At 39.3% G+C, this 26141-nt stretch carries 23 protein-coding genes; 7 read left to right on the top strand and 16 right to left on the bottom strand.

The genetic code is table 11. The features are described 5' to 3' along the window. Window positions 1-44: 44 nt before the first annotated feature. Both murU and BMW42_RS02050 read right to left on the bottom strand, forming a co-directional pair. Window positions 45-734 (bottom strand): N-acetylmuramate alpha-1-phosphate uridylyltransferase MurU, encoded by a 690-nt coding sequence (murU, locus tag BMW42_RS02055; RefSeq protein ID WP_092766212.1) that lies wholly within the window; start codon window positions 732-734, stop codon window positions 45-47. Continuing rightward, window positions 731-1747: an aminoglycoside phosphotransferase family protein gene (locus BMW42_RS02050; RefSeq protein WP_092766211.1), complete on the bottom strand. Its 1017-nt coding sequence runs from the start codon at window positions 1745-1747 to the stop codon at window positions 731-733. The genes murU and BMW42_RS02050 overlap by 4 nt, the downstream gene beginning before the upstream one ends. 128 nt (window positions 1748-1875) lie before the next feature. Between BMW42_RS02050 and BMW42_RS02045 the strand changes: the two genes are divergently transcribed. Together BMW42_RS02045 and BMW42_RS02040 are read left to right on the top strand one after the other, a co-directional pair. Further along, a complete protein-coding gene (locus BMW42_RS02045) occupies window positions 1876-4350 on the top strand; it encodes an LPS-assembly protein LptD (RefSeq protein ID WP_092766270.1) in 2475 nt (824 codons plus the stop codon). Then, window positions 4350-5648 (top strand): peptidylprolyl isomerase, encoded by a 1299-nt coding sequence (locus BMW42_RS02040; protein ID WP_092766210.1) that lies wholly within the window; start codon window positions 4350-4352, stop codon window positions 5646-5648. The genes BMW42_RS02045 and BMW42_RS02040 overlap by 1 nt, the downstream gene beginning before the upstream one ends. A gap of 99 nt (window positions 5649-5747) precedes the next feature. On the opposite strand, the gene hfq is transcribed toward BMW42_RS02040, so the two are convergent. From hfq to tsaE, 4 genes are all read right to left on the bottom strand, one after another. After that, entirely contained in the window at window positions 5748-6242 is a 495-nt protein-coding gene (gene hfq, locus BMW42_RS02035) for an RNA chaperone Hfq (RefSeq protein WP_092766209.1), read from the bottom strand. Between the two features lie 89 nt (window positions 6243-6331). Continuing rightward, window positions 6332-7276 carry a tRNA (adenosine(37)-N6)-dimethylallyltransferase MiaA gene (gene miaA, locus BMW42_RS02030; protein ID WP_092766208.1) on the bottom strand — a complete coding sequence of 315 codons (945 nt, stop codon included), beginning with the start codon at window positions 7274-7276 and terminating at the stop codon, window positions 6332-6334. A gap of 6 nt (window positions 7277-7282) precedes the next feature. Continuing rightward, window positions 7283-9235: a DNA mismatch repair endonuclease MutL gene (gene mutL, locus BMW42_RS02025; protein WP_092766207.1), complete on the bottom strand. Its 1953-nt coding sequence runs from the start codon at window positions 9233-9235 to the stop codon at window positions 7283-7285. An 8-nt stretch (window positions 9236-9243) separates the two neighbouring features. Further along, the gene (gene tsaE / locus BMW42_RS02020) at window positions 9244-9711 is read right to left on the bottom strand and encodes a tRNA (adenosine(37)-N6)-threonylcarbamoyltransferase complex ATPase subunit type 1 TsaE (RefSeq protein WP_092766269.1); all 468 of its coding nucleotides are present in this window, start codon (window positions 9709-9711) and stop codon (window positions 9244-9246) included. Between the two features lie 116 nt (window positions 9712-9827). On the opposite strand from tsaE, the gene BMW42_RS02015 reads away from it, so the two are divergent. From BMW42_RS02015 to BMW42_RS02005, 3 genes are all read left to right on the top strand, one after another. After that, complete coding sequence (locus tag BMW42_RS02015) at window positions 9828-10751, top strand: RluA family pseudouridine synthase (protein WP_213032599.1); 924 nt, start codon at window positions 9828-9830, stop codon at window positions 10749-10751. A 106-nt stretch (window positions 10752-10857) separates the two neighbouring features. Beyond that, on the top strand, window positions 10858-11160 hold the full coding sequence (locus tag BMW42_RS02010; protein ID WP_092766206.1) for a type II toxin-antitoxin system RelB/DinJ family antitoxin: 303 nt from the start codon (window positions 10858-10860) through the stop codon (window positions 11158-11160). A gap of 121 nt (window positions 11161-11281) precedes the next feature. Next, window positions 11282-11725 carry a GNAT family N-acetyltransferase gene (locus tag BMW42_RS02005; RefSeq protein ID WP_035264628.1) on the top strand — a complete coding sequence of 148 codons (444 nt, stop codon included), beginning with the start codon at window positions 11282-11284 and terminating at the stop codon, window positions 11723-11725. A 50-nt stretch (window positions 11726-11775) separates the two neighbouring features. Here BMW42_RS02005 and BMW42_RS02000 read toward each other — a convergent pair whose 3' ends face one another. Then, window positions 11776-12504 (bottom strand): pseudouridine synthase, encoded by a 729-nt coding sequence (locus BMW42_RS02000; protein WP_092766205.1) that lies wholly within the window; start codon window positions 12502-12504, stop codon window positions 11776-11778. Window positions 12505-12627: 123 nt separating this feature from the next. On the opposite strand from BMW42_RS02000, the gene BMW42_RS01995 reads away from it, so the two are divergent. Further along, on the top strand, window positions 12628-13080 hold the full coding sequence (locus tag BMW42_RS01995) for a DUF441 domain-containing protein (protein ID WP_092766204.1): 453 nt from the start codon (window positions 12628-12630) through the stop codon (window positions 13078-13080). 120 nt (window positions 13081-13200) lie between these two features. Beyond that, complete coding sequence (locus BMW42_RS01990) at window positions 13201-14052, top strand: alpha/beta hydrolase family protein (RefSeq protein ID WP_092766203.1); 852 nt, start codon at window positions 13201-13203, stop codon at window positions 14050-14052. A 48-nt stretch (window positions 14053-14100) separates the two neighbouring features. On the opposite strand, the gene gltS is transcribed toward BMW42_RS01990, so the two are convergent. The 9 genes from gltS to BMW42_RS01945 all read right to left on the bottom strand — a co-directional run bounded on the left by gltS (window position 14101) and on the right by BMW42_RS01945 (window position 26123). After that, window positions 14101-15324 carry a sodium/glutamate symporter gene (gltS, locus tag BMW42_RS01985; RefSeq protein WP_035264641.1) on the bottom strand — a complete coding sequence of 408 codons (1224 nt, stop codon included), beginning with the start codon at window positions 15322-15324 and terminating at the stop codon, window positions 14101-14103. A 122-nt stretch (window positions 15325-15446) separates the two neighbouring features. Next, on the bottom strand, window positions 15447-15692 hold the full coding sequence (locus tag BMW42_RS01980) for a hypothetical protein (protein WP_143047389.1): 246 nt from the start codon (window positions 15690-15692) through the stop codon (window positions 15447-15449). Between the two features lie 218 nt (window positions 15693-15910). Continuing rightward, window positions 15911-16177: a hypothetical protein gene (locus BMW42_RS01975; RefSeq protein WP_092766201.1), complete on the bottom strand. Its 267-nt coding sequence runs from the start codon at window positions 16175-16177 to the stop codon at window positions 15911-15913. 70 nt (window positions 16178-16247) lie between these two features. Continuing rightward, window positions 16248-17168, bottom strand: a complete 921-nt coding sequence (locus tag BMW42_RS01970) for a hypothetical protein (protein WP_143047388.1) — start codon at window positions 17166-17168, stop codon at window positions 16248-16250. An 83-nt stretch (window positions 17169-17251) separates the two neighbouring features. Beyond that, window positions 17252-19891: a bifunctional aconitate hydratase 2/2-methylisocitrate dehydratase gene (locus BMW42_RS01965; protein ID WP_092766199.1), complete on the bottom strand. Its 2640-nt coding sequence runs from the start codon at window positions 19889-19891 to the stop codon at window positions 17252-17254. Window positions 19892-20181: 290 nt separating this feature from the next. After that, on the bottom strand, window positions 20182-20451 hold the full coding sequence (locus BMW42_RS01960) for a hypothetical protein (RefSeq protein WP_092766198.1): 270 nt from the start codon (window positions 20449-20451) through the stop codon (window positions 20182-20184). Between the two features lie 144 nt (window positions 20452-20595). Next, window positions 20596-20973 carry a hypothetical protein gene (locus BMW42_RS01955; RefSeq protein WP_035267099.1) on the bottom strand — a complete coding sequence of 126 codons (378 nt, stop codon included), beginning with the start codon at window positions 20971-20973 and terminating at the stop codon, window positions 20596-20598. 73 nt (window positions 20974-21046) lie between these two features. Further along, complete coding sequence (locus BMW42_RS01950; RefSeq protein ID WP_092766197.1) at window positions 21047-21481, bottom strand: I78 family peptidase inhibitor; 435 nt, start codon at window positions 21479-21481, stop codon at window positions 21047-21049. Window positions 21482-21599: 118 nt separating this feature from the next. Further along, window positions 21600-26123: a translocation/assembly module TamB domain-containing protein gene (locus BMW42_RS01945; protein WP_092766196.1), complete on the bottom strand. Its 4524-nt coding sequence runs from the start codon at window positions 26121-26123 to the stop codon at window positions 21600-21602. Window positions 26124-26141 lie beyond the last annotated feature (18 nt).

Here is a 26141-nt window from a genome sequence, read left to right as displayed (position 1 = left end):
TTTATGCATCGTGGAACACTATTTAACGCTTAGTGAATACTCAGTTAGTTAAATTGTCCTTCTCGAATTTGCTGATCCAACTGCATCAACCTTTCTGGAGTACCCACATCCACCCACGTTTCTGCCATTTTTGCAGCAGAAATTCTGTGGTTGTGCATAGCATCTTTAAGCAAAGGTGCTAAAGGACGCTTGCCCCATTCTAGACCTTCAAATAAACGAGGATGAATCACCGCAATACCACTATAAGTCAGATTTTCGCCCTCTTTTTCTTGCTCAAAAGTATAAGCACGACCATCTAATAGTGTGAAATCACCTTGAGGATGTTGTAGTGGATTTGGTACAAGTACCAAGTGCGCTAGATCTTCTTGTAAATCAAGCTCAAGCAACTGAGCAAAATCAAACTGAGTCCACACATCCCCATTGACGAGGATAAATGGTTCTTCACCCAACAAGGGCAAAGCATTGATGATTCCACCAGCTGTTTCCAAACCCTCATCTTCACGCGTCCAGCGAATGTTCACACCAAACTGAGAACCATCGCCTAAAGCACCGATCAATTTGTCTGCTAGCCATGCCGAATTAATAATAATTTCACTAACACCAATCGACTTTAGTTTTTCAATATGCCATACAATTAAAGGCTTCCCACCCACTTCCAACAGTGGCTTTGGTTTATAAAGCGTCAAGGGACGCATACGGTTACCCAGACCGGCTGCTAAAATCATGGCTTTCATGCAGCTACTACCTCATAGTGACCATACTTGGCTTCAAATGCATGAAGCACTTTATCTTCAACCCATTGAATAAATGGAGTGAGTTCAGCGTAAGGCTTCGACTCTTCGAGTAAATACCACATGACACGAGGCAGGTCTTTTAAATAGCCCGACTTTCCATCACGTTCAAACAATCGCACAAAAATACCTAAAATCTTTAAATGGCGTTGAATCGCCATGAAGTCAGCATCTTTAATAAAGCGCTCTAAATCACGATCAATTTTTGAATCATCTGGTAATAATTCATAAAAGGTTTTAAACCATTGTTTTACACGTGCTGGAGGCCATTGCACGTATGCATCACGTGTAATTGAAATCAAGTCGTAGGTATCCGCACCGATTACCGCATCTTGAAAATCAATTACGCCTTGTTCTTGTTCATCATTCAACAACATGAGATTACGACTGTGAAAGTCTCGATGAACAATCACTTGTGGTTGAGCTAAAGCCGCATTTGCCAATATCGCAAAAGTACGCTTAATCAAACCTTGTTCATCAGCATTTAATCGAATATTTAGTGATGGAAGCAACCAATCTGTGAATAACTCCATTTCACTGATTAATTTTTCGTAACTATATTCTGGAAACTGATCCACACCATGAATAGACTGTAATTGAATGAGTTGTTTAAAACTCTGTAAATAATGCTGATCTACCGTGTCATTGTTTAAATGGTTCGCTAAAAGCTCATCCCCAAAATCTTCAAGAAGCAACAACCCTTGCTCTAAATCCTTTGCAACAATATGTGGAACACGAACACCATGACGATCAAAGAATTCATCAATCGTCACAAAAGGTACACAATCTTCTTTTTCTGGAGGTGCATCCATTAACATAAATGATTTATTATTCAAGGTGATTCGCGCATAGCGACGGAAACTGGCATCGCCTGCTAAATATTTTATTTCGAACTGCTCTGATTGAAGTACAGATTGCACCCACGTATGTATCAATTGTTCACGTTGTGTATTCATTTGCTATAAATTCTAGTACAGGCTGAATATTTAAAGTGCTAAGTGTAGCCACTAATCCGTTTTTTCTCTATGATGCGACAATAATTAATTGCAATTTGCATACTTGGTTAATGATATAAATGAAGCAAATGAAGCATCAGTTTACTTTCAGCCCTTTGGCGACTGCTATTTTAACCTTATTGTGTGGTAGCACAGTCTCAAGTTATGCCGACTCTAAAGACAGTACAACTGAGGTGGACAATCAAGCACTTCAAACTGCAATTAAAGAAAGCTACCCTGGTCAGCGCTTCTTTGATCAATATTATGTCAATAAAAATTCAGCCGAAGCGCAACAACGTAGCACGTTCTCCCCAAGCTCGAAATTTTGTGCTCAAACTTGGTTGACACCTATCAGCCCTGATACTAAAGCAGTTGATCCTGAGCAAGCAACATCGATCATCACCGCTGATCGTGCATATTACAATCCAAATGGTGATTCAGAATTAGAAGGCAATGTCATCATCGATCAGCAAGGTCGTATGGTTCGTGCAGATAAGATTAAAATTGACAACACTCAAACCCATGCCAAAGCTTCTGGCAATGTACAGTTGGCACAAGCGGGTTTATTGGCTCAAAGTGATCAAATTGACTACAATTTAAAAACCCAAACGGGACGCCTCAATAACAGCTTTTATATTTCAGAAGCGACACATGGGCATGGTCGTGCAGAAAATATTGAGCGCACCTCACCCAATATTTTACTCCTTCAGAATGCAACTTATAGCACGTGTCCACCTGAGCAAAGCCCAACATGGAAGATTCAAGCCAATTCGATTGAGTTAAATCAAGACACTGGGCGTGGCGTGACCAAAGGCACTAAACTATATATTAAAAACACACCAGTGCTGGCTGTGCCATATTTCAATTTCCCTATTGATGATCGTCGTACCACTGGCTTATTAAACCCAGGTTTTGGTTATACCAACGATGGTGGTTTAGAACTTGAGGCGCCAATTTATCTCAATTTAGCACCCAATTATGATGCGACTATAACTCCACGTTTCATTGGCGGCCGTGGATTGATGGCTGAGGGTGAGTTCAGATATCTGACTGAACAATATGGTGGAGGTCGTATTTGGGGTGGTTATTTAGCACAAGATCGTAAATATGATGATGAAGATCGTAAAGATTTACACCTCTTGCATAATTGGAAAATCAATGACCAATGGATGACCAATTTAGAATACAACTATGTTTCTGATAAAGACTTCTTTGCCGATCTAGACAGCAATCCGAATACAAGAACGGAGTTAAACCAACGCCGCGCTTGGGATCTTAATTACGCGAATGGAATTCCAGGGTTACGCGCGCAACTCAAAGTTGAAGACTTCCAGACGCTAGACCCTGATGTTGATGATGTTGATCGCCCCTATGCACGACTACCGCAATTGCTCGTCAATTATATCACTGGTAATCCGCAAGGACTGGAATATGAATTTAATAACGATACAGCATATTTCCAAAAAGATATTAATGACTTAAATGCTTCAGACAACTCAAATATGGACACCATTTATCAACCAAGTGGTACACGTCTTTATAATGAGTTTTCTGCTCGATATAATTTCCGCAATCAATGGTCATTCTTTATACCTCAAGCATCAGTTCGCTCTATAAATACCTTCTTTGATCAAAATACGATTGATCGTATCACCGAAGAACAAAGAAAAAATACCAAAGACAATGCAGTTATAGTTCCAGAGTTTACTTTAGATGCTGGTCTTATCTTTGAAAAAGATGGAAAATTCTTACAAACCATCACACCACGTGCATTCTATGCTTATGCACCACATAGAAATCAAAACAGTTCACCAAACTTTGACTCAACCGCAGCGTCCCTGAATTACGATCAACTCTTTAATCCACGTCGCTTTTACGGTCATGACCGCCTAGAAGATAATAACTTCTTATCACTCGGGGTAAGTTACAGCCTCTTTGATACTATCGGATTAGAACGTTTACGTGCCAGCATCGGACAAAGTTACTATTTTGAAGACCGTAAGGTGACTTTGAATAATAGTCAAAATGACCCATTTAATACTGAGCGTCAAACTGGTCCTGTGATCAGCATTGCCAGCCAGCTTTCACAGAACTTTACTGTAAATGCAAACTCAATGTGGATGTCTAACGGAGATAATGCTCAACGTGATCTACAAGTGTATTACACAGGTGATCAAGGTAACCTATACAACTTTGGTTATTTTAATCGTAAGCGACTTGAAGATCGTCAAGACCACTATGACCAAGTTACAGCATCCTTTATACAACCTGTGAAAGGTAATTGGAATTTGATGGGTCATATGCAATATGATCTAGACAACAGTGTTGCACGCGAGTACCTTTTAGGTATTAATTATGAGTCGTGCTGCTGGGGTGTTTCGGTCTATGGTCGCTCTTATTACAATGACTTAGATGATGTTAATGCACCAGACACCAAACAAAAACGTGCTGTAATGGCAGAGTTTACACTTAAAGGACTTGGTGGCTTAAACAGTAAGTTAAGCTCTTTACTGGAAAATCGAATCTTGGGTTTCGATAAAGTTAAACAAAATTGGACAAATTAATGAAGATGCAAAATTTAAAACAACTCTTTAAAGCTTCAGCGGTAGCACTTGTTATTTCTGCATCAGTGTCAAGTTATGCAAACCCATCAGATCAAATCGTTGCTATTGTTGGCAAAAGTGCCATTTTAAAAAGTGACATTGCACAAGGTGTCGCTGAGCTACAACATCAGCTTAAAGCTCAAAAACAGGATGTACCACCACTTCAGGTACTTGAAAATCAAGCTCTGAATAAACTCATCATCCAAAATGCACAACTTGAACAAGTAAAACGCTATGGCATTCAAGTTGATGAAAAAACTTTAAATGATGCTGTGCTTAATGTTGCTCGCCAGTCGAACAGTAATAGCCTTGAAGACTTCCAGCAAAAGCTTGACCGTATGGCTCCGGGCACTTATGAAAACCTACGTGCTAAAGTCGCTGATGATCTTGCTATTCAGCGCTTACGTCAACAACAAGTGATGTCACGCATCAAAATCAGCGACCAAGATGTTGAAAACTTCCTCAAATCACCGGAAGGTCAAGCTGCTGTGGGTACTCAAGCTCACGTGATTCACTTCAGAATTTCTGGTGAAGCCTCTCAACAACAACTCACTCAAGTCGCGCAACAAGTTCAAGATGCACTTCAAGCTTCGAATGATGTAGATGCGATACAGAAACAATTTTCTACATCTACAATTAAAGTTGAAGGTGCAGATATGGGCTCGCGCTCAATCGCAGATATTCCAGAAGAACTTGCATCGAGTATCGCTTTAGTTTCACCAGGCAATACTACTGATTTAATTCAGGCTCGAGATGGCATCCACTTGTTGAAACTCTTAGAGCGCAAGTCAAATGAGAAAAAGACAATTGTGCCACAATACCAAACTCGCCATATTCTGATTAAGACTTCTGAAGTGGTAAGCCCTGAAAATGCCAAACACACTATTGACAGTATCTATAGCCGTGTAAAGGCAGGTGATGATTTTGCAGTCCTTGCTGCAACTTATTCTAATGATCCAGGTTCTGCACGTGATGGTGGTAGCTTAGGTTGGGTTTCACCAGGTATGATGGTGCCAGAGTTTGATCAAAAAATGCAGACTGCGAAAATTGGCGAAGTCAGTGAACCTTTTGAAACACAGTTTGGTTGGCATATTTTGCAAGTTACTGATGCACGTCAGCAAGACATGACTCAGGAACAGCAAAAACGCATAGCGCGCCAAATTCTTGGTGACCGTCAATTTGATGCAGAGTTAGATGGCTGGTTAAGAGAGCTTCGCGCAAGTACATACGTTGAAATTAAACAACCCAACCAAAACTAATTTTTGTTAATTAAGAGCCTCCACTATGGGGGCTTTAATTTTTTGGCTGTTCACATAAAAAAGGCACCTTCATCAGGTGCCTTTTTGATTACTCAAAAATTAACGATTGTTTTCGTCTTCTTGAGCATCATCAAATTTTGTTTCGCCATCAAAGTTTGGTGTAGAAGTCGCACCAAAGCCACCTTGACCACCGAAGCCACCTTGACCACCGAAGCCACCTTGACTGCCAAAACCTTGACCGCCACCGAAGCCACCTTGACCGCCAAAGCCACCTTGACCACCGAAGCCGCCTTGACCACCGAAGCCACCTTGACCACCGAAGCCACCTTGTTGACCACCGAAGCCGCCTTGAGCACCAGCAGGAGCGCCTGCAGGAGCACCAGCAGGACGTGGATTACGTGCAGGTACAACTGTTGAAATAGCGTGTTTGTAAACCATTTGGCTTACCGTGTTTTTTAATAATACAACGTATTGGTCAAATGATTCGATATGACCTTGTAATTTAATACCGTTGACTAAAAAGATTGAAACTGGAATACGTTCCTTACGGAGAGAGTTTAAGAACGGATCTTGTAAAGTTTGACCTTTAGACATGTTATACTCCAAAAAATAAAATCAGCGCAAAAAAACTATCTTTATTTTTCAATTAAAATTTATAAAAAAGATAGTGAGTAAATTTTGCTTTATCCATATAAGTTTCGCAAGTCTTCTTGAGCTTGCTTTATCGTCAAAAAAGTTTGAAAACTGTGCGCTTCTTGCAAAGAACGTAACCAAGTGTATTGACGTTTAGCAAGTTGTCGTGTTGCAAACAAACACTTGTCTTCCATATCTTGCTTAGATTTGAGACTTCTATCACTATTTTTAAGAAAATCTAAAGCTTGGCGATATCCAACAGATCTCGCCGATGGCAAATTATCGTTTAAATCGTATTTTTCAATCAGGTGCTCCACCTCATTTAAAAAACCGATATCCCACATTATTTTTAGGCGCAGTTCAATTCTTTTGTGTAATTCTACACGATCAGGTAATAGCGCATAATTATGAAAATTGTAACGATATGGCTGTTTTTTAGGCTGTTCAGCTTGAAGCTCAGTGATAGGTCGACCTGTGAGACGATAGACCTCTAGCGCGCGTATAATGCGTTGACGATCACTCACTTTAAACTTCTCACCTGCCATAGGATCGACACGTTTTAACTCTTCGTAGACGTTCTCCCAACCCAATGCCATGGCTTCATTTTCAATTTGTTGACGTACCTTTTCATCAGCATTAGGGAGATTCGTTGCCAAGCCTTCTAACAGTGCTTTGTAGTACAACATCGTCCCACCCACCAAGATTGGGGTCTTGCCGCGTGAATGTATTTCATCAATCAGCAGCGATGCATCTTCAACGAATTGAGCTGCCGAATAAACCTCGAGTGGTGTAATAATATCAATCAAGTGATGTGGATATCGTTCCTGCTCTTCTTTTGATGGCTTTGCCGAACCGATATCCATGTCCTTATAGATTAACGCAGAATCCACTGAAACAATTTCAAAATTACCGCGCTCATATAGCTCGCATGCCAAAGCAGTTTTCCCACTCGCAGTCGGCCCCATTAAGTTGATGACTGGCATTTGATTTGACATGTATAATTACTCTCCTCGAGCAAATAATTTATCTAATTGACTAAGTGGAAAAGCTCTCCAAGTCGGTCGTCCATGATTACATTGACTTGCAAACTCAGTTTGTTCCATCTGCCTCAATAGTGCATTCATTTCAGAAATACTTAACATTCGATGCGCACGCACTGCGCCATGACATGCCATCCCTGCCAAGATATGGTCTCTTTTTTGTTGTAAAGCACTGGCCTCATCATTGGGATCAAGATCATTCAAAAGTTCTGGGATTAATGCATTAAAATCAGCTTTGTGCAAAATAGCAGGCACACCTCGCACTATCACTTGCTCATCGCCATATTGATCAATTTCTAAACCAAGCCGCGCCAACTGAGGCTTAAGGTCTTCGATACGCGTGGCTTGCATGCGTGTAATTGAAATCACTTTTGGAATCAGCAACTGCTGTGATGTCCAAAATTTAGGTTTATCCCAAGCAGATTTCATTTGCTGCAACAAGATTCGCTCATGCGCAGCATGCATATCCACAATGATCAAACCTTCAGAATTTTGCGCCAGAATATAAATTCCATGAAGTTGTGCAATTGCAATCCCCAAGGGGAACTCATCAACTCTAGACGATGTTGATTCCATCTCAGCATCATGAGGAACTTCAAAATTAGATGACGTTTCTTTCAAAGGTGCCAAATAAGACTTGAGTGCATTACTGATATTAGAATTTGAATAAGGCTGGCTCGGCGCACTATATTGAACTGACTGAGGCTGTTTAACACTAAAATCTGTTAAATACCCCTCATGACTCGATTCCTGCAACGTCTGGGACATAGGGGGCGATGCTGGAGCATTTTGATGCAGATTAAATTGCTCTTGATAACGTGGTAACTGTACTGATGGTGCGATGACATCTTGATCAAGCTTTAAAGCCTGGGCTAAATCCGCAGTCGCAGTTTGAAATTGCGACAAAGTTTCTTTGGCAAAATGACGTACAAATTCGTGTACTTCACGTTGATTCAAAAATCGAATTTCATGTTTAGTCGGATGCACATTCACATCAATAAATTCAGGATCAACTTCTAAGAACAACAAATAAGCTGCATGTTGATGCCCATGCAAGATGCCATCATAGGCCATTCGCAAAGCATGAGAGATTGTTTTATCTTTTACGATACGACCATTCACGTACACATACTGCAAATCACTTTGTGCTCGAGCATCAGAAGGATGACCTAACCATCCTGATAAGCGCATATTGACACTATCAGCATCGATCCAATACGCATTTTCCGTAAATTGTCGACCTAAAAGCTGCTGTACACGTTGAAATCTGAGTTGACCACTGTCTGCGACAGGCAAATTTAAACGAATAGCACCATTATGTTCCAGCACAATCCGAATATCGAAATGCGTTAAGGCTAAGCGCCGTACGATTTCTTCAATGTGACCAAATTCCGTATTTGGCTTTTTTAAAAACTTTCGTCTTGCTGGCACATTAAAAAATAAATCTTGTACACGTATGTGTGTGCCTTGCTGAGTAGCAACAGCTTGAATCTCTTGATGATCAAAGGCCGTGCCGTTTACTTCGACCTGATAACCAATTCCTGAATCATCACGACTACTGGTCAAGGTCAAGCGCGAAACAGCAGCAATGGAAGCCAAGGCTTCTCCGCGAAAACCTAAGCTCACAATTGCATGTAAATCTTCAGCAGTTTGAATTTTACTGGTCGCATGACGCATGACCGCAAGCGGCAGATCCTCAGGATGAATTCCTTTGCCATTATCGATAATCTCAATCAGCGTACTACCGCCTTGTTCGACTCGAATGATTAATTCAGTCGCACCTGCATCAATGGAGTTTTCTAGAAGTTCCTTCACCACTGATGCAGGACGTTCAATTACCTCTCCCGCAGCAATTTGGTTTGCTAATGCAGGAGATAAGGTTTGAATTCGATTCAAGCTAAGATCATGCGCCATAGAATTATTTAAAACTGTGTCTTTAATTTTGCGAGTAAAGCTTCATCATTTGAAGAAATCGTGACATGACGTACTGATTCATCATCAGTTTTCTCAATATTCAAGATAACATCTGCATTTGGAATTTCGTCACCACCTTTAGAGGGCCATTCAAACAAGAATAGCGCATCAGCAATATCCAGATAATCACGAATACCCATCAACTCAAGTTCATAAGGATCATTCAAACGGTACAAATCAAAATGAAAGACATCCTGCTGATTGATTTTATAGGGTTCAACCAGTGTATAAGTCGGGCTTTTAACCGCACCACGATGACCTAAATTTTGTAGCCAATAACGCGTCAGGGTGGTTTTACCCGCACCCAAATCTCCAATGAGGTATATGACACCCTTTTCAATACACTGCCCTAAACATGCAGCTAATTTTTGAGTATCTGCTTCATCATTTAAGTTGAGTTGAAAAGAATATTGCATCTGGATCACATTAGACATCTGTTGAAGAGGTATAATAGCATGCTCCTGAACAGTGCCTATCTAGACTTGTTCAAAAACTCATTCATCTGATCATTTTTTTATTCTGTTGTCTTGTTATGCCAAAATCAAATTCAGAAAGTGCCCCAAGTTTTACGCCACCGATGATCAATGGTGTAACAGCCAGCAAAGTATTTCTTCCAAATCTACAAATCTCCCCAATTACGATTTATGATTTTCTCATTCAAGCCTTTTCTCATATAGACGCACTGGAGTGGCAACAACGTTTTCAAGATGGTCTTATTTATAATGCAGATGGCAACAAACTTTCCATCAACTCGGCGTATCAACCTAATTCTCATATTTTTTATTATCGTTTTTTAGCAAACGAAATTCATGTTCCGTTTAAGGAAAAAATTTTATACGAAAACGATGATCTGCTCGTGGTGGATAAACCTCATTTTTTAACCATGAGTCCGACAGGTCAATATGTTCAAGAAACCTTATTGGTGAGATTAAAGCAGTTCACTGATAATCCTCATCTCACACCGATTCATCGTTTAGACCGCGAAACAGCAGGTGTTGTTTTATTTTCAAAAAAAGTCGAAAGTCGCGGAGTCTATCAACAACTTTTTGCAGATCGAAAGGTATCCAAAACATATCAAGCCATCGCACCTTACTCAAAAGATTTAGTCTTTCCACAAACAGTAGAATTGCGCATGGAAAAGGGAAATCCATTTTATATAATGAAAGTATGTGAAGGCGTCACCAATTCTGTCACTGAAATTGACCTGATAGAACACAATTCACAGTGGGGACGATATATTTTGAAACCACTGACCGGTAAGCAACATCAACTCCGCGTTCACCTCAATGCGCTCAACATTCCAATCAAAAATGATCCTTTTTATCCGCTAATCGTGCATAAAGCTGAGGATGATTTCAGTGCTCCGTTGCAATTACTTGCTGATGAGCTTCAATTTATTGATCCGATATTAAATATTGAAATGCACTTTAAAAGCACGCAAACACTGACATTGTAGATTCATTGTAATGACAAATTTATATAATTTTCACGTTCAGACATTGAAATTACATTTACTTAGATTAAAATAAGCACTTAAATTTAGAGTCGTTTGGTTTTAATTCATGAGAAAAACAGAAGTTTATCAAGTTCGACTTGACTCACAAGAAAAAAAACAAGCCTTTGCAGTTTTTAAGCAATTAGGGATTACACCAGCGCAAGCAGTGCGTTTATTTTTCAAACAAGTTGTACTGACAAAGTCCATTCCTTTTGCAATCGAAAATCAAACGATCAACATGGATCAATTGTTGAAACTTAAAAAGCTTAAGCAAGAACAACAAGATTCCAATACTACAACTTCGAGTTTAGATGACGACGATTTTTTTGCAGAATTGAATGCACTTTTGGGTGAAAGCGATAAAGATTAATTTTTGACATAAGTTAACTTTGTCGTATTTCTAAACAATTTAATTTACAGCGCCCTGCGCAAATATGTTTAGCTCTTCATCATAACAAGATTAAAAATAATGATCTGAGGAGAGCTCAACAGTGATAGTACGGAAAGCCACAACAGAAGATCTCAATCAACTCGCTGTACTTTTTGATGAATACCGACAGTTTTATGGTGCATCATCCAATATTCAACAATCCTATGATTTTCTAAAACAGCGATTCGAAAACCAACAAAGTGTTATTTTTATTCACATCAAAAATGATGTAATCACTGGGTTCGTGATTCTTTATTTAGGTTTTTCGTCCCATGCTTGTTCAAGCTACTACATTTTAGATGATGTATATGTCACTCCAATTTATAGAAGACAAGGTTCAGCTAAACAACTCATTGACACTGCAATTTTGTTTGCACAATCCGAAAAAGCCAGTCGAATTTCATTAGAGACACAACGAAGTAACTTTCAATCTCACCAACTTTACGAAAAGATGGGCTTCGTCAAAGACAATGAATTCCAAACTTATCATTGCTTTCTATCTTAAGGCATTACATAACATATCGTCTTGAGAATAGAGTCTTTAGCATTGATGATTTAAATTTCAAGGAGTTGAGCATCAGGACTTTGATTTTTGGCAGCGAGTATTTGCTGTTCAGTGAGATAGCAATATTCACCTTCAGCAAGCTGATCTAATTTTAATTGTCCAATTTGCAGTCGATGCAATGATTCAACACGATTTCCCACAGCAGCAACCATACGCTTAACTTGATGATAAACGCCTTGATGCACTGTAAATTGTAGGTGTTGTTCGCTTATGAGTTGAATGTCTGTTGCTTGAAACAATCCTGTTTCATTGCGAAGCTCTACACCTTGACCCAATTGAATGATTTGCTGCTCAGTGACTGGATCTACTGTATGCATTTGATAAACTTTAGGAACATGTTTTTTAGGATGAGTCAGCGCTTGCAGAAATTGTCCATCATCTGTAAGTAACAATATACCAGTCGTGTCTTGATCTAAACGTCCGACTGTTTGCACTCCCCTTTGCAACAATATGTCATCGATCAATTCAAATACACTGAAGTGATGCGTCGCTTGATGCGAGCATTCATAGCCTACAGGTTTATTGAGTGCTATATAAACTTTTTCACGATAAGTATATTCCTCGTTATACACGTGGAAACTAAGTTCCTGAAGCTTCAATTTATATTTCGGGTCCTTGATCACAGTACCATCAATGACCACCGCGCCATTTTTAATCAATTGTTGACAATATTTTCGTGATCCAAAGCCTTGAGACTGTAACATTTTTTCCAGAACCATGAATCACTTCCATTAATTACAATATTCGTTGAAATTTAAAGTATGTCATCTGAATGCAGACTTTAAATCAGTTAAACTATTATAACTTTCAAGTACTGTCCTGATAAGCACTGGATATTCTTTATGTCTCAATTAGACCTCAATTTAATCGTTCTAATCATTTTATTGGCATGTGGAATATTCAGTCAAAATACAGCTGTCACAATTGCAGTCGCAGTACTTATTGTTTTTCGTATCACCCCTTTAAACGAGTATTTTCCATTGCTTCAACAGCATGGTTTAAATATCGGCATTATTATCCTCACCATTGGCGTACTTACGCCAATTGCCAGTGGCACCATTCCGGGTAAAGATATCCTCAAGTCATTCTTGAGCTTAAACTCAATTTTAGCGATTGGAATCGGGTTATTGGTGGCATGGCTAGGTGGTCGTGGCGTAACGCTTATGGCGAATCAGCCAAATATTGTCGCTGGACTTCTGATTGGTACTGTAGCAGGTGTGGCTATTTTACGTGGTGTCCCTGTTGGACCTTTAATTGCAGCAGGAATACTTTCCATTATTATTGGCACTTCTTGAAACAGGTTGCTTTCACGACTGAACAGTCATTTCACAAACGCAACAGTCATCATTTGTTGGTTTGATCTTTTAGAACTGCGGTAAAGTATTTTGATTACGGATACTTGCACAGTTTAAATTATGCAAAAAATTAAAATTATTCGTCAGGATCAATACGAACTTGCTGCTACCTTTTTTCCTGCCGAGCATTCAAAGCGTCTTCCTGTCTTGGTGTGCCCTGCCACTGGAATTACTCAAAAGTTTTATCATCGATTTTGCGAATGGCTTAACCAACAAGGCTATGCCGTAATGGTGTTTGATTTTAGTGGTATTGGTGCTTCTCTTTATGGCCCATTGAAGCAATCCAAAGCAAGTATTGTGCAATGGGGGCAGTTGGATATTCCCGCTGCAATTGATCAACTCTTACAACTCACCCATGCCAAGCAAGTTATTCTTGTCGGTCACAGTGCTGGTGGACAACTCATTGGGATCACCCCCAACCATGATAAAGTTGCAAAAGTCGTAGCAATTGCAGGTTCGACTGGGCATGTAAAAGGGCTCAAGGGTCGTACGAAACTACTTGCCCCTGTGATGTTTAAAGGTATTTTTCCTCTCGCACGTATAACCCTTGGTTATGGTCCTACCCAAGCCATTGGTATGGGGGAAAATCTACCAAAAGATGTTGCACGTGACTGGGCTCAATTTTGTAGTCAACCAGGCTATGTTATTAATGCGATTGGCAAAACGGTTGCTCTAGATCAAGACTATCACCAAGAGATACGAATTCCTTTCACGGCCATTTGGGCAAGTGATGACGAGATTGCAACTGAAGCAAATGTTCAGGATTTACTACGTTTATATCCTAATGCACCTACTGAAGCGATCGAACTCAAACCTAAAGAGCTTGGACATAAAGCAATCGGACACATGATGATGTTCAAACAGTCGCATCAAAATATTTGGCCGATGATCGAATCTCAACTGCATATATAAATCTCCATAAGTAAAAAACCGCCTTAAAGGCGGTTTTTTAAACTTGCTCTATCCCAATATTCCAATCGAAAGCTGGATCACTATCGCATTTACAATATCAATGAAAAAAGCACCTGTCAGTGGAATGAGTAAGAATGCTTTGTGTGAAGGACCATAGGTATTGGTTACTGCTTGAATATTGGCAATAGCCGTTGGCGTCGCACCCATACCAAAACCACAGTGACCTGCTGATAAAACTGCAGCATCGTAGTTGCTCCCCATCACTTTAAATGTCACAAAAGCAGTGTATAAAATCAATACCAGCATTTGCACAATCAGAATCGTGACTAACGGACCTGCTAAATCTGCTAATAACCACAGTTGTAATGATAACAATGCCATAGATAAATAGAGCGATAACGATGCATTTCCAAACACATCAATCGCACGATCAAAAATATTCACTTTGAATACATGCTCAAGCAGATTTCTCAAAATCACACCTGAACCTAACGCCCAAACAAAGGTTGGAAGCTCAAACCATTTACCCTGACTAAAATCTGTCATTAAGTTTGCTGTGAATATACAAAGTGCAAACATACCAAGGGTCGAAACCGCATTACTTGCAGTAATTAATCGTGTCTTTTTTGGATATTCAAATGGTGCAGATTTTAACTGATCATCCAATTGTGATTCGTTTTGATCATTGTCAATTTTGTCAGCCAGTTGATGACGTTTAATTAAAAATTTAGCAACTGGACCACCCACGATACCACCAATGATCAGACCAAAGGTCGCACTTGCCATACCCAATACAATAGCACCTTGAATGCCATGCTGGGTTTCAAGCACTTGGCCCCATGCACCTGCCGTGCCATGACCACCCGTTAAGGTGATTGAACCTACAATTAAACCGATGAGCGGATCTAAACCTAATACCGTCGCTAAACTCACCCCAACAATATTTTGAACGATCACAAATCCGATCACACAGAACAAAAATATAAATAGGGCTTTACCACCATCTTTTAATTTAACAAAATCTGCACCTAAGCCCACAGAGGTAAAGAACATCAGCATTAAAATGCTTTGAATTTGCGCATCAAAGGTGGCACTAATATTAAAGAATTTAAATAAGATGAATGCTGTAATTGCTGCGACTAAACCGCCAATCACAGGTTCAGGTAAATTGTAGTTTTTAAAGAATTGGACTCGGTTGACAAGGTATCGCCCAATAAATAGAAAAAATACGGCAATCACGATGGTGCCAAAGGCATCAACTTCAAAATTCATTGTATTTCCCTAATGTTTTAATTTTAATCAATTTTCACAAAGAATTATGCTTTATTCAGCTATTGAAATGTAATTTTCCAGTGATTTATAGGCAGTACATTTATTTGTACTGCCCTGTTGGTTTATTGCGCCTGTTTTCTTCTTTGTTCTCGAATTGATTCGCGAACTCGATTTGGCTCGACTACACCTAAGTGATGCTGATTGTAATAGCGCTGTTTATCGTATTCAGACATGTTTACTGTTTCATCTTTATATTTCTGATAACGTGCGTCTTCTTCTGAATCAGAATTTTTAATCTCCACGCTTGAACATGCAATGAGCGTTAGACTGATTAAACTTAATGTGAGTATGCTTTTCATTATATTCATGCTGTGTTCATTTATGCTTATTCTATTAATTTCACCTTTCTAGATTGTTGCTGTCTGTTTTATTTATGGTTACGTGCTTGTAAGATTTTCGCAGTAGTCGATTTGAATTTATATTCGATTCAGCATGACGAGTCTGTGTGAATGTGTTTTAATGCAGGCAGTATGAGATGAGCCTTATATGAGTATCACGTGAGTGGTACGACTAGCCCCGTAATTTTTTAATTACGGGGCTTTTTCATGGGCTTTCTTTTTCGGTAGATGACGGTTTCTCCATATTTTTGAAACACCCACTCTTTTGCTTGTTGATCAGTGATGTCTTCAAACACGTAGTAGTCATGATCCCATGCTTCTTGATGGAAAATGACCATCTTTGTATAAGTTTCATTCTTTCCATTGGTCATACAAATAAAGCTGTCGCCTTGGTCTTTGACTTGAGTTCCGTTAAGGAAGCCACCGATACAGAGGAAGCGTGATTGTTTGGACATATACGGATTCAATTTTAGAATTACGACTAATCTAACAAAGATCTTATTTCAAGCATACTTGAATAAAAAATTATTTATTTTTGATATGATAAACGCTTAAAATAGAATCATTAGGTATTTCCATTTTTATATACTTTCCATTTTTCACAAAACCAATAAATGTATTTTTACCACCACCCCTAAATAAAATATCGACATTAACAATTTCTGTATATCCTTCATCAACATTTTTCTTTTTTAAAATCAAATTTGAAAACTCATTTTTTACATAAATTCTACTTTTCATAACTCTAACATTTGATTTTTCCATTGAGAAGTTGATTATTTTTTCAATTACATTATATTGACCACCCATTACAAACGGAACTATTAAAAAAGCTATCAGAAGAATTGATAATACATTCTTTTTTTCTCTACGTTGATTTTCTAGTAATAATTCATAATCAGTTGTAATTTTTGACTCATTATGCAGAATTTTAGCAAGATAGTTATACTCCAAAGAGACATTGTAAATTAATATATAAAATATATAGAAATATATACTAACTAACCCATAAAACAGTAATCCTAAAGAGTTCTCTTTAACATATACTATTAATAAAAAAAGTATGGCGATTGGATAGATAAAAAAATTATTAATTTTTTCAACTTTAGGAATAATTATAGGATTTTTAATATTTATCTTCTCTTTAATATAACTTTTTACTTGATGTGGTAAAAATGAATAAATTAAAAATATAAGATCAAAAAAAGCCTTACCTTGCATCCACAATAATAAGAAAATAAGACAAAAAATTATACCTATTACAGTCGATAGCATAAGTAAAAGTATTCCATCACCTAGTGCAAATTCACTTGGTAGATATCCTATTTTTAATAAATAATAAACTAATCCTACACCACCTATACCTGCCCCAAATTTAATCAGATTAATAAAAGAATTACTGAGCTTAGAAAAATTTTCGAGCATTAATAAACTTAATGGGTTCATAATATTGACTTTTTATTTATATAAAATAAGGGCTGATAAATCAGCCCTTATTTTTAACTCAAATTACTTTAACTTTCAATAAATTAAGTTAACTGAGCAGCAGCAATTTTCTTCGTATCAACGTCTTTAGCAGCGTCTGTATAGTCGTTCATTTGATCGAAGTTCAAGTACTTGTAGATATCCGCAGACATGCTATCAATTTGAGCAGCATATTGTTGGTATTCTTCAGGAGTTGGCAACTTACCAAGCACCGCAGCAACAGATGCAAGCTCAGCAGAAGCCAAGTAAACGTTTGCACCTTGACCTAAACGGTTCGGGAAGTTACGCGTAGAAGTAGATACAACAGTTGTATTTGGAGCAACACGTGCTTGGTTACCCATACATAATGAACAACCTGGCATTTCTGTACGCGCGCCAGCTTTACCATAAGTATTGTAGAAACCTTCTTCCATCAATTGGCGTTCGTCCATACGAGTTGGAGGAGCTAACCAAAGACGAGTAGATAAAGAACCACCAGGTACTTTGTCTAAAAGTTTACCAGCTGCCCGGAAGTGACCGATGTTCGTCATACAAGAACCGATGAATACTTCATCAATTTTGTCGCCTTGAACGTCAGAAAGAAGTTTTGCATCATCTGGATCGTTCGGGCAGCAAAGGATAGGTTCTTTGATGTCAGCAAGGTCGATTTCATACACTTTCGTGTATTCAGCATCAGCATCAGCTTTAAGAAGTGATGGGTTCGCTAACCATTTTTCCATGTTCTCAACACGGCGCGCCATAGTACGAGCATCGCCATAACCTTCAGAGATCATCCACTTCAACATTGTGATGTTTGAACGAAGGTATTCAGCAACTTTCTCTTCAGAAAGTGTGATCGCACAACCAGCAGCAGAACGTTCAGCAGAAGCATCAGAAAGTTCGAATGCTTGTTCAACAGTTAAGTCAGTTTCCATTTCTGATAAGTCGATCTCTAAGATACGACCAGAGAAGATGTTTTTCTTACCTTTCTTCTCTACAGTTAAGTCACCTTCTTTAATTGCGTAGTAAGGAATCGCATGTACTAGGTCACGTAAAGTGATACCAGGTTGCATTTTACCTTTGAACTTCACGAGTACAGATTCAGGCATATCAAGTGGCATAACACCAGTTGCTGCAGCGAACGCTACAAGACCAGAACCCGCTGGGAAAGAAATACCGATTGGGAAACGAGTATGCGAGTCACCACCAGTACCTACTGTATCTGGAAGAAGCATACGGTTTAACCAAGAGTGGATAATACCGTCACCTGGACGTAAAGAAACACCACCACGGTTCATGATGAAATCAGGAAGCGTGTGTTGCATTTGAACGTCAACTGGTTTTGGATACGCAGCAGTATGACAGAAAGATTGCATTACGAGGTCAGCAGAGAAACCTAAGCAAGCTAAGTCTTTCAATTCGTCACGCGTCATTGGACCTGTTGTATCTTGAGAACCAACAGTTGTCATCTTAGGTTCGCAGTAAGTACCTGGAAGTACACCTTGACCTTCTGGAAGACCACAAGCACGACCAACCATCTTCTGAGCAAGCGTGAAGCCTTTGCCAGTTGCAGCTGGTTGAACTGGAGTACGGAACAAGTCAGAAGCAGGAAGACCCAATTCTTCACGTGCTTTAGTAGTCAAGCCACGACCAATGATCAAGTTAATACGACCACCCGCACGTACTTCGTCTAGAAGTACTGGAGTTTTTAACTCAGCTTCAGCAATTTGAGCGCCATCTTTGAACGCTGTAACTTTTGCAGTCGCTTTGTCAATCTTCAACGTGATTTCGTCACCCATGTTCATGTTAGCAACGTCGATCTCAACAGGTAACGCACCAGCGTCTTCCATAGTGTTGAAGAAAATCGGAGCAATCTTAGAACCTAAGCAGTAACCGCCTTCTTTCTTGTTTGGAATGTGAGCGATTTCGTCACCGAAGAACCAAAGCACAGAGTTTGTAGCAGATTTACGAGAAGAACCTGTACCAACAACGTCACCCACGTAAGCAACTTGGTTGCCTTTCGCGATTAATTCTTTGATTTGGCTTAATGGACCAACTTCACCAGAAACTTCTGGCTTAATACCATCACGTACGTTTTTAAGCATTGCATTCGCGTGTAACGGAATGTCTGGACGGCTCCAAGCGTCTTGAGCTGGAGACAAGTCATCTGTATTTGTTTCGCCAGTAACTTTGAAAACTGTAAGTTTGATTTCTTCTGGAACGTCTTTACGGCTAGTGAACCATTCAGCGTCAGCCCAAGATTGAAGAACAGCTTTCGCGTTTTCGTTACCTGCTTTTGCTTTATCAGCAACGTCATGGAACGCATCGAAAACAAGAAGTGTTTTCTTAAGCGCTTCAGCAGCTAAAGCACCAAGCGCTGCGTCTTCTAATAATTCTACTAAAGGAGCAACGTTGTAACCACCAAGCATAGTACCTAGTAAGTAAACCGCACGCTCTTTAGAAACTAATGGAGAAGTCGCTTCACCTTTCGCCAAAGCAGCCAAGAAAGCAGCTTTTACGTAAGCAGCTTGGTCAACACCTGCTGGAACACGGTTTTCAAGCAAATCAACTAAGAATGCTTCTTCGCCAGCTGGTGGATTTTTTAATAATTCAACTAATGCAGCTGTTTGAGCGTCATCAAGTGGCTTCGGTGGGACTCCGAGTGCGGCACGTTCTTCAACGTGTTGGCGGTAAGCTTCTAGCACGGTGTTATTCCTCTTCTTTAAAAAATTACTTGCAATATCCTGCTTATAAAGCCTGCAAATAATATGGACTGCTAAATTTTACTAAAATTCCGGTTAAAAGTTAATGCAAGAAGAGTGTTTCTTTGTGATGACCATTATTTTCTTACTAAATGATCTCTCTTCTGATTACTCACTGTTCAATATGTTGTTTTATCGAACAATTCTGACATTAACATGAAGCTTTTACGGATCTGAAATAAATAAAAGGCAACAAGATGTTGCCTTTTAAATCCTTTTTTGACTATTCAACCTTAGTGGACAGTCGTGCGATCTAAATATTGTTGCAGACTTTCTCGTGTTCCTTCGAATCTGACCAGAATTTCATCATCATGTAGCATGCGGTGTTCGGCACAGGCAAAACTAATGTGTACCTGATAAATTTTGGCATGTTCATTGATCATATTTTTAAGATAGACTCGATCCCCTAAACTTAGGACGTAATGGCTGCCATTAATTACAGCAACACCATTGCCATCTTCAAGCAGAAGATCGGCATTATTCAGGTATGCGACCACTTCCATTGTTCCGCTCCTTTTGTTTTATTTATCTTATTTTTATATAAGCTTTTCTATTTTAATGCTAATCAAAATTTGTAATTAATTTCGACAAAAAAAAAGGGAAACTTACGCTTCCCTCTTATTTATGATCAATCTTATCGAAGCACCTTAAAACTGTTTGTAGTCAGGCAGATTATCTTTATCGTAAGGAGTGGCTAAACACTCATCCGTTGCTTCTTTTTTGAATTTAGCCATTAATGCATCACGATCCACTTCTAATTGATTCGCAGGATAAGCATAGACCTTCTCAATTTGAGCATCTACAAATTTCTTCGTCGTCGGATCGGTCAGTTTAGAAGCATGTTCGACCGCTGCAGTCTTCTCGATACCATTTTGACGATCTAGCAAAATAGAGCGTGCAGCATTACCAATACTGGTACAGTAACCATGCCAGACTTCTTCAGGGGTTAGTGGCTTTTTTTCTTCACAAGCACTGAGCAAAACGGCTGAACCAAGTACAGCACCCAGAATCACGAATTTGTTCATACATCTCTCCTGTTGCGGCTATGATAATCGAGTTAAACCGAATAGGAAATCGTGTAATGACATTTCTCGTTCATTAACCGCAGCTTGAACGAATAATTTTATTCTGATCATCCACGGTTACTGTAATACGATCATTTCGATAATCCATAGTAACCAGATCATTTGGTCCGACACGGCGAATAATTATGGCTTTGGTTTTATTCAAAATCTGTTGATCATCAAGATTATGCATGCCGACTAATTTTTTTGCTTCTTCAGGCTTGCAAATATTTTGATGATGTCTAAATAGTTCCCATTCTTCTACCACAACACCATCTGGCAACTGGCAATAACCCACTTGACCATTTGCCTCATCGCGTATTTCTAATTTTCCACCTTGTTGAGCACAAAATTTGCTTGCAGGATTAGCCATTCCAATTTTTGGAGTAAGTTGCTCAGTTTGAGTGGTTTGACAGCCCGCCATGAGTGTTGCCGCTATCATCGCGATGAATATTGCAATTGTTTTCATTTTTTAATTCTTTCTTGTCCGATAAATTTTAAGTCTAGCATTTTAACAATAGGGCTTAAATTTAATTTCGGTTTATACAGTGAATTAAAAAAGGCTTCGATTGAAGCCCTTTTACCTTTTAGAATCGCCAGTTATAGAAAATATCAATGGCTTTTTCTAAAGACTGACTTGCTTCCAGATAGAGTCTTTGGTTCATCTGATATCGTAGGGTCAATTTATTGACTGGCGTAAAGACACCTACACCATATCGAATATATAAATCAGGGGTCAGATAACCTGTCACACTCACTTGAGTATCATCACCTGTTCCTTGCGCATCAAGAGCAAGACCACTTAACCCAAATGTCTGTCCAATTTGATTGGTCAAAGCACGTGTACCACCAAGCCCTAAGCTAATCCCCGCTGCAGCAATGGTATTGTTCACATCTGACTTAAAGCCTTCTGCTTGACTCAAGCTACTTGAACCTTCATTGATTCGACCTGTAATCAAGGCATTCATTGCTTCTTGTTCAGATAATCCCGCATCATTAAATACTTGGATATTTGGACTACTTGCGGTTCCAGTAACACGCACCCCAACTGTACTGCCTGAAATAAGTTTACTTGCTTCAACCTCAAGGGTTGGGTTGGACAATGCGCCATTGAAACGTGCAATTGCACGACTTAATTCTAAAGACTGCCCATAAGCTTCAATGGTAACGCGTTTACTTACACCAATAGCACCATTGGCACGCATGGCAGTTTCTAATCCGCGTTGCGTTAAGTAAATTCGCCCAAGCAATGGAATACGACTATTAAAGCCTTGGAAAATCACTTGGTTTCCTAAATTTAATTCTAAGTCAGCGCGGATATCCCATGGCTTTGCAGCCTTAAGTACCGCGAGTTGATTATCACCTTCACGTACCACTCGAACATCAGCAGATAAAGGCACTACTGATGCACTGGATTCTGGCATTGAAATCAGCGCCCGCGGGACTTCAACTTTACCATTCAAAGTTAACTGCTTGCTGACTGGACGTGCATCTAAATCCATCTCAGTGTTCACAACAGCTGTGATTAATGGTGCTTGGCGAATAAATAAATTATCACCTTTGAGTTTTAAACGAATTCTAGGATCATTTTTCCAATCGATATCACCCGTTAATTTACCCACACCTCGACCACTATTGAAAGCGCCATCGATCGTCGCTTGGTTTTGACGAATAGATGAATACAGCTGAATATTCGTGAGATTAACAGGTAACGAAATCATGCTGATTGAACCATTTTTAAGTCGCATTTCGCCGTTAAATAACGGTTGAGTCAATGTCCCACTGATTTTACCCGCAAGGGATAAATTACCATCGATTTTACGCACATCCGAAATGAATGGTTTTAAAATTTTCAGTTGTACTTGACTCAGAGCAACTTCACCACGCATTGGTTTCGAATCAACAAATGGATTCACCACAACATTTGCATATCCAGTCCCAATATTCGGAGCTTTCAAATCAGCACGAAGTAATAATCCTTCTCGAATACTTCGCGCAATAAGACTTACTTCATCGTAGTTCATTGTAGTGCTGATATCATCAGGATCGGCAGCTGCTAGACCCACAACACCATTACGTGTAACAAGTTTGGCATCGATTTTTGGTTGAATGCCTTGCCCCCAAGACGCTTTAGCATAACCATCCAATTTACCCGTAATTGCGAAACCTTCAGGCATAAATGCGGCAAAGTCACCAAGATCTAAATTCCGACTCACAAATGAGGCGCTACCTTTGGTCTTACTTACACGTAAGGGCTGATCAAAGCAAAGTTGGCTTTGATTACTGGTCCAGCAATGAGCACCCACAAATAATTCTGTTTTCGCAGTATTATAAATCACAGGGGCAGATTGGGCCTGTTTCAAATGCACCCGTGCAGAGTCAAAGTCACCTTTTTGAATTTGACCTAACCAATCATTCGCAGGATTAAATCCACCTGCCAGTTGCACATAAAATTTAGACAGCTTGTTCGCGGCTTGGACTTTCAATAAATGTGCTTTTCGCGTACCAGCAATTGAGACTTCAGCGTTTTGAATCTCACGATTGCCACTTCTTAAACTGTCCATTCTTGCAGTTAATGCAGTAGGCACTGTATCTGAAGTTGGTAATTCCCCTTGGATGTTGAGTGATTTGATACTGACAAGATCATTGAAACCAAAGTTATTCACCTTTACATTCGCAGTTGCGGACAATCTCGGTTGAGACTGCACATTAACAAAACCTTGCGCACGACCACGTAAACCAGGATAAAGCTCAAATAATGCAGGTGCGTCAATCTTAACGCGAAGATTCTGAGCATTCCCTTCGGCTTGAATCTGATTCTGCGCATACACCAAATACAAATTATTGGCTTCAAACTGTTGTGGTAGGAAACCTGTCTGATTCGAATTAAGAATAACAGCAAGATTACCTTTTGCTCTCAGCGGTTTTTTATTGATCATGCCAGCGAGATTGAGTCGATCAATATTAATTTTTTTCAAACGATCTGACCAAACACCATCCGTTTTGACATTACCTGAAATTTCACCTTTAACACTTGAAACAAAATAATGAGGCTTAAAGCGTATTAAAGAAGCATTAATGTCCCATCCGATTCCATTGGCAAAATTGACTAAACCGTTGGCATTGATCTGACCTGCAGCACCCTGATGTTTAAATTCGGAAATATTGATGCGCTGAGGTGTGCCTGCTACACGTATTTTAAGCTGACCATCCCCTTGTGGCAGTTGGCTTGCATGTAATGCACCATCATAATTTACTGCGAAGCCTTTAAAACCACCACCCGACTTTTCATCATGTAGAAGAATAGCTGCTGTACTTGACCCAGTCAGCTTAATTGTTTCCGGTGGATTTTGATTGGCAAGCTGACCTGAAAGATTGATCTGATTTAACTGAATAATTTGCTGGTTAGGGCGAGCAAAGCCACTCGCTTGAATTTGTCCATTTAATAAATTTACAGGAGCAGCAGCAGTGATGGTTTGCGGATTAAAGTTTTTTGCATTAAGCACCGCATTCCATTTCAACTGTCTTTGATCAGATGGTAATTCAACCTTGGCATTTGCTTGTAAAGATCCTTTTCCATCTGCTTGATAGATAAATGAAGGAACATGAAGATCATTCCCTTTAAGGTCTAATTGGGCATTGTATTTTCCAGCTGGTAAAGTTCCTTTTTCATTTGCACCAACTACGGTTGCCACATGAATATTTTGTTGACCTTCAACTAAAGCAAGATTTACATCCCCAGACTCACTACTTAACCAACCAATGTACGGAACAGCACGATCAATATTTTTCCAAGCGACATCTAGCAACATTGGATTCGGTTTATTATTTTTTTGTTCAGCTTGATTAAGCTTTAAATTCCAAGTTTCATATTGGTCAAAATCAATAAGTGCTGTGAGATCTAATCCCTTCTCTAACGAACCTGCTGAAGCGATTTTGGCATCCAAACGTTCTGGCAGAAAATCTTGCACCACTTGTGGAATCACTTTATCTTTTGGATTGATTTTATCTAAGCGACCTTGCACATCCCAAGTGACTTTATCCTTCCACCCGACGACACCCACAAGATTCAGCGCCCCGTTCATCAATTGACCATTCAGGTTTGAAATATTCAATTGATTGACGAGATCTGTATGCGCAAGCGCAGTATATTGTCCTTGAGGAATATTTTTACCAGAAATATCGGTGTTAATATCCAAATTCAAACGTTGGATATCTCCAGAAAACTTAGCAACTCCTTGTTTAGATAAAAACTCCTGCTCTAACATTAAAGGCCAGTGATAATCTTTAAAGTTCAAAGCACCTTGCATCGGTACATTTTTTCGAACTGGATGCACCACTGCCCAACCCGTTAATAAATCAGGGGTACGCGTGGCAATGCCCGCTTGAATGGTATCTAAAGAGCCTTTTGCATGGAGATAAATATCCTCAACGTTGATCGACTTTAAAGATGGGAGTCTTACAACTGCTTGCGCATCTAACGGATATTTACCTTTAAAATCCATCTGACCTGTTGCATTTTTTACAGACAAATAGCCCATATCAAACTGCGAGTCTTCAAACTTAAGCTCAGTACCTGACCATAGTGCTTCATTTAGGATAATGTCATTAAATTGCACTTTAGAACTTGATGTCTGAATCACCAATTGATCGATATCGGCATGATCAACACGTAAAACAAAAGGGAGTTTGATTTCACTAAACTTAAATGGCTCATCACTTGGCGGTGACTTGTTAATGACACGCAAATTTCGGACATCGGCACGATTCAAATGAATTTCTTTATCTAATATGGCACGCCAACCCAAAGTGACATCAGCTCTATCAATTTTCACATCAACTGATTTCAGCGTCACCAATACATTTTTTAGAATGATGCCTTGAAGTAAATTTCCACCTTCATATTCATACTGAATAATCTGTTGAGTGGACAAAGCACGGTCAAGTAAGAATTTACTGCCTTTGTCTGTTGAAAACATTACGGCAAGCGAAGCCACAAAAAAGATCAGAATAAATAAAATGATCAGCAATACACGGCGTAATAAACTTCGCTGTGGCGTCACGTTTTGATCAGGTTGTTGCTCAGGTTGCTGCTCGATGTCTTCAGCCATACTTATTCCAAAAAATGA

This window comes from Acinetobacter sp. DSM 11652 (assembly GCF_900109815.1).
GTDB lineage: Bacteria > Pseudomonadota > Gammaproteobacteria > Pseudomonadales > Moraxellaceae > Acinetobacter.
The sequence above is the reverse complement of the archived record's forward strand: the minus strand, read 5'-3'. Positions and strand labels throughout refer to the sequence as shown.

Bases quoted from the DNA above. Each gene is read 5' to 3' on its own strand.
- BMW42_RS02045 (WP_092766270.1), top strand. From the start codon at position 1,876: ATGAAGCATCAGTTTACTTTCAGCCCTTTGGCGACTGCTATTTTAACC.
- BMW42_RS02000 (WP_092766205.1), bottom strand. From the start codon at position 12,504: ATGGTTCTGGAAAAAATGTTACAGTCTCAAGGCTTTGGATCACGAAAA.
- BMW42_RS01990 (WP_092766203.1), top strand. From the start codon at position 13,201: ATGCAAAAAATTAAAATTATTCGTCAGGATCAATACGAACTTGCTGCT.
- BMW42_RS02015 (WP_213032599.1), top strand. From the start codon at position 9,828: ATGCCAAAATCAAATTCAGAAAGTGCCCCAAGTTTTACGCCACCGATG.
- hfq (WP_092766209.1), bottom strand. From the start codon at position 6,242: ATGTCTAAAGGTCAAACTTTACAAGATCCGTTCTTAAACTCTCTCCGT.
- BMW42_RS02040 (WP_092766210.1), top strand. From the start codon at position 4,350: ATGAAGATGCAAAATTTAAAACAACTCTTTAAAGCTTCAGCGGTAGCA.
- BMW42_RS01950 (WP_092766197.1), bottom strand. From the start codon at position 21,481: ATGAAAACAATTGCAATATTCATCGCGATGATAGCGGCAACACTCATG.
- BMW42_RS01975 (WP_092766201.1), bottom strand. From the start codon at position 16,177: ATGTCCAAACAATCACGCTTCCTCTGTATCGGTGGCTTCCTTAACGGA.
- mutL (WP_092766207.1), bottom strand. From the start codon at position 9,235: ATGGCGCATGATCTTAGCTTGAATCGAATTCAAACCTTATCTCCTGCA.
- BMW42_RS02050 (WP_092766211.1), bottom strand. From the start codon at position 1,747: ATGAATACACAACGTGAACAATTGATACATACGTGGGTGCAATCTGTA.
- BMW42_RS02010 (WP_092766206.1), top strand. From the start codon at position 10,858: ATGAGAAAAACAGAAGTTTATCAAGTTCGACTTGACTCACAAGAAAAA.
- BMW42_RS01955 (WP_035267099.1), bottom strand. From the start codon at position 20,973: ATGAACAAATTCGTGATTCTGGGTGCTGTACTTGGTTCAGCCGTTTTG.
- murU (WP_092766212.1), bottom strand. From the start codon at position 734: ATGAAAGCCATGATTTTAGCAGCCGGTCTGGGTAACCGTATGCGTCCC.
- BMW42_RS01945 (WP_092766196.1), bottom strand. From the start codon at position 26,123: ATGGCTGAAGACATCGAGCAGCAACCTGAGCAACAACCTGATCAAAAC.
- miaA (WP_092766208.1), bottom strand. From the start codon at position 7,276: ATGTCAAATCAAATGCCAGTCATCAACTTAATGGGGCCGACTGCGAGT.
- BMW42_RS01960 (WP_092766198.1), bottom strand. From the start codon at position 20,451: ATGGAAGTGGTCGCATACCTGAATAATGCCGATCTTCTGCTTGAAGAT.
- BMW42_RS01995 (WP_092766204.1), top strand. From the start codon at position 12,628: ATGTCTCAATTAGACCTCAATTTAATCGTTCTAATCATTTTATTGGCA.
- BMW42_RS01980 (WP_143047389.1), bottom strand. From the start codon at position 15,692: ATGAATATAATGAAAAGCATACTCACATTAAGTTTAATCAGTCTAACG.
- BMW42_RS01970 (WP_143047388.1), bottom strand. From the start codon at position 17,168: ATGAACCCATTAAGTTTATTAATGCTCGAAAATTTTTCTAAGCTCAGT.
- gltS (WP_035264641.1), bottom strand. From the start codon at position 15,324: ATGAATTTTGAAGTTGATGCCTTTGGCACCATCGTGATTGCCGTATTT.
- tsaE (WP_092766269.1), bottom strand. From the start codon at position 9,711: ATGCAATATTCTTTTCAACTCAACTTAAATGATGAAGCAGATACTCAA.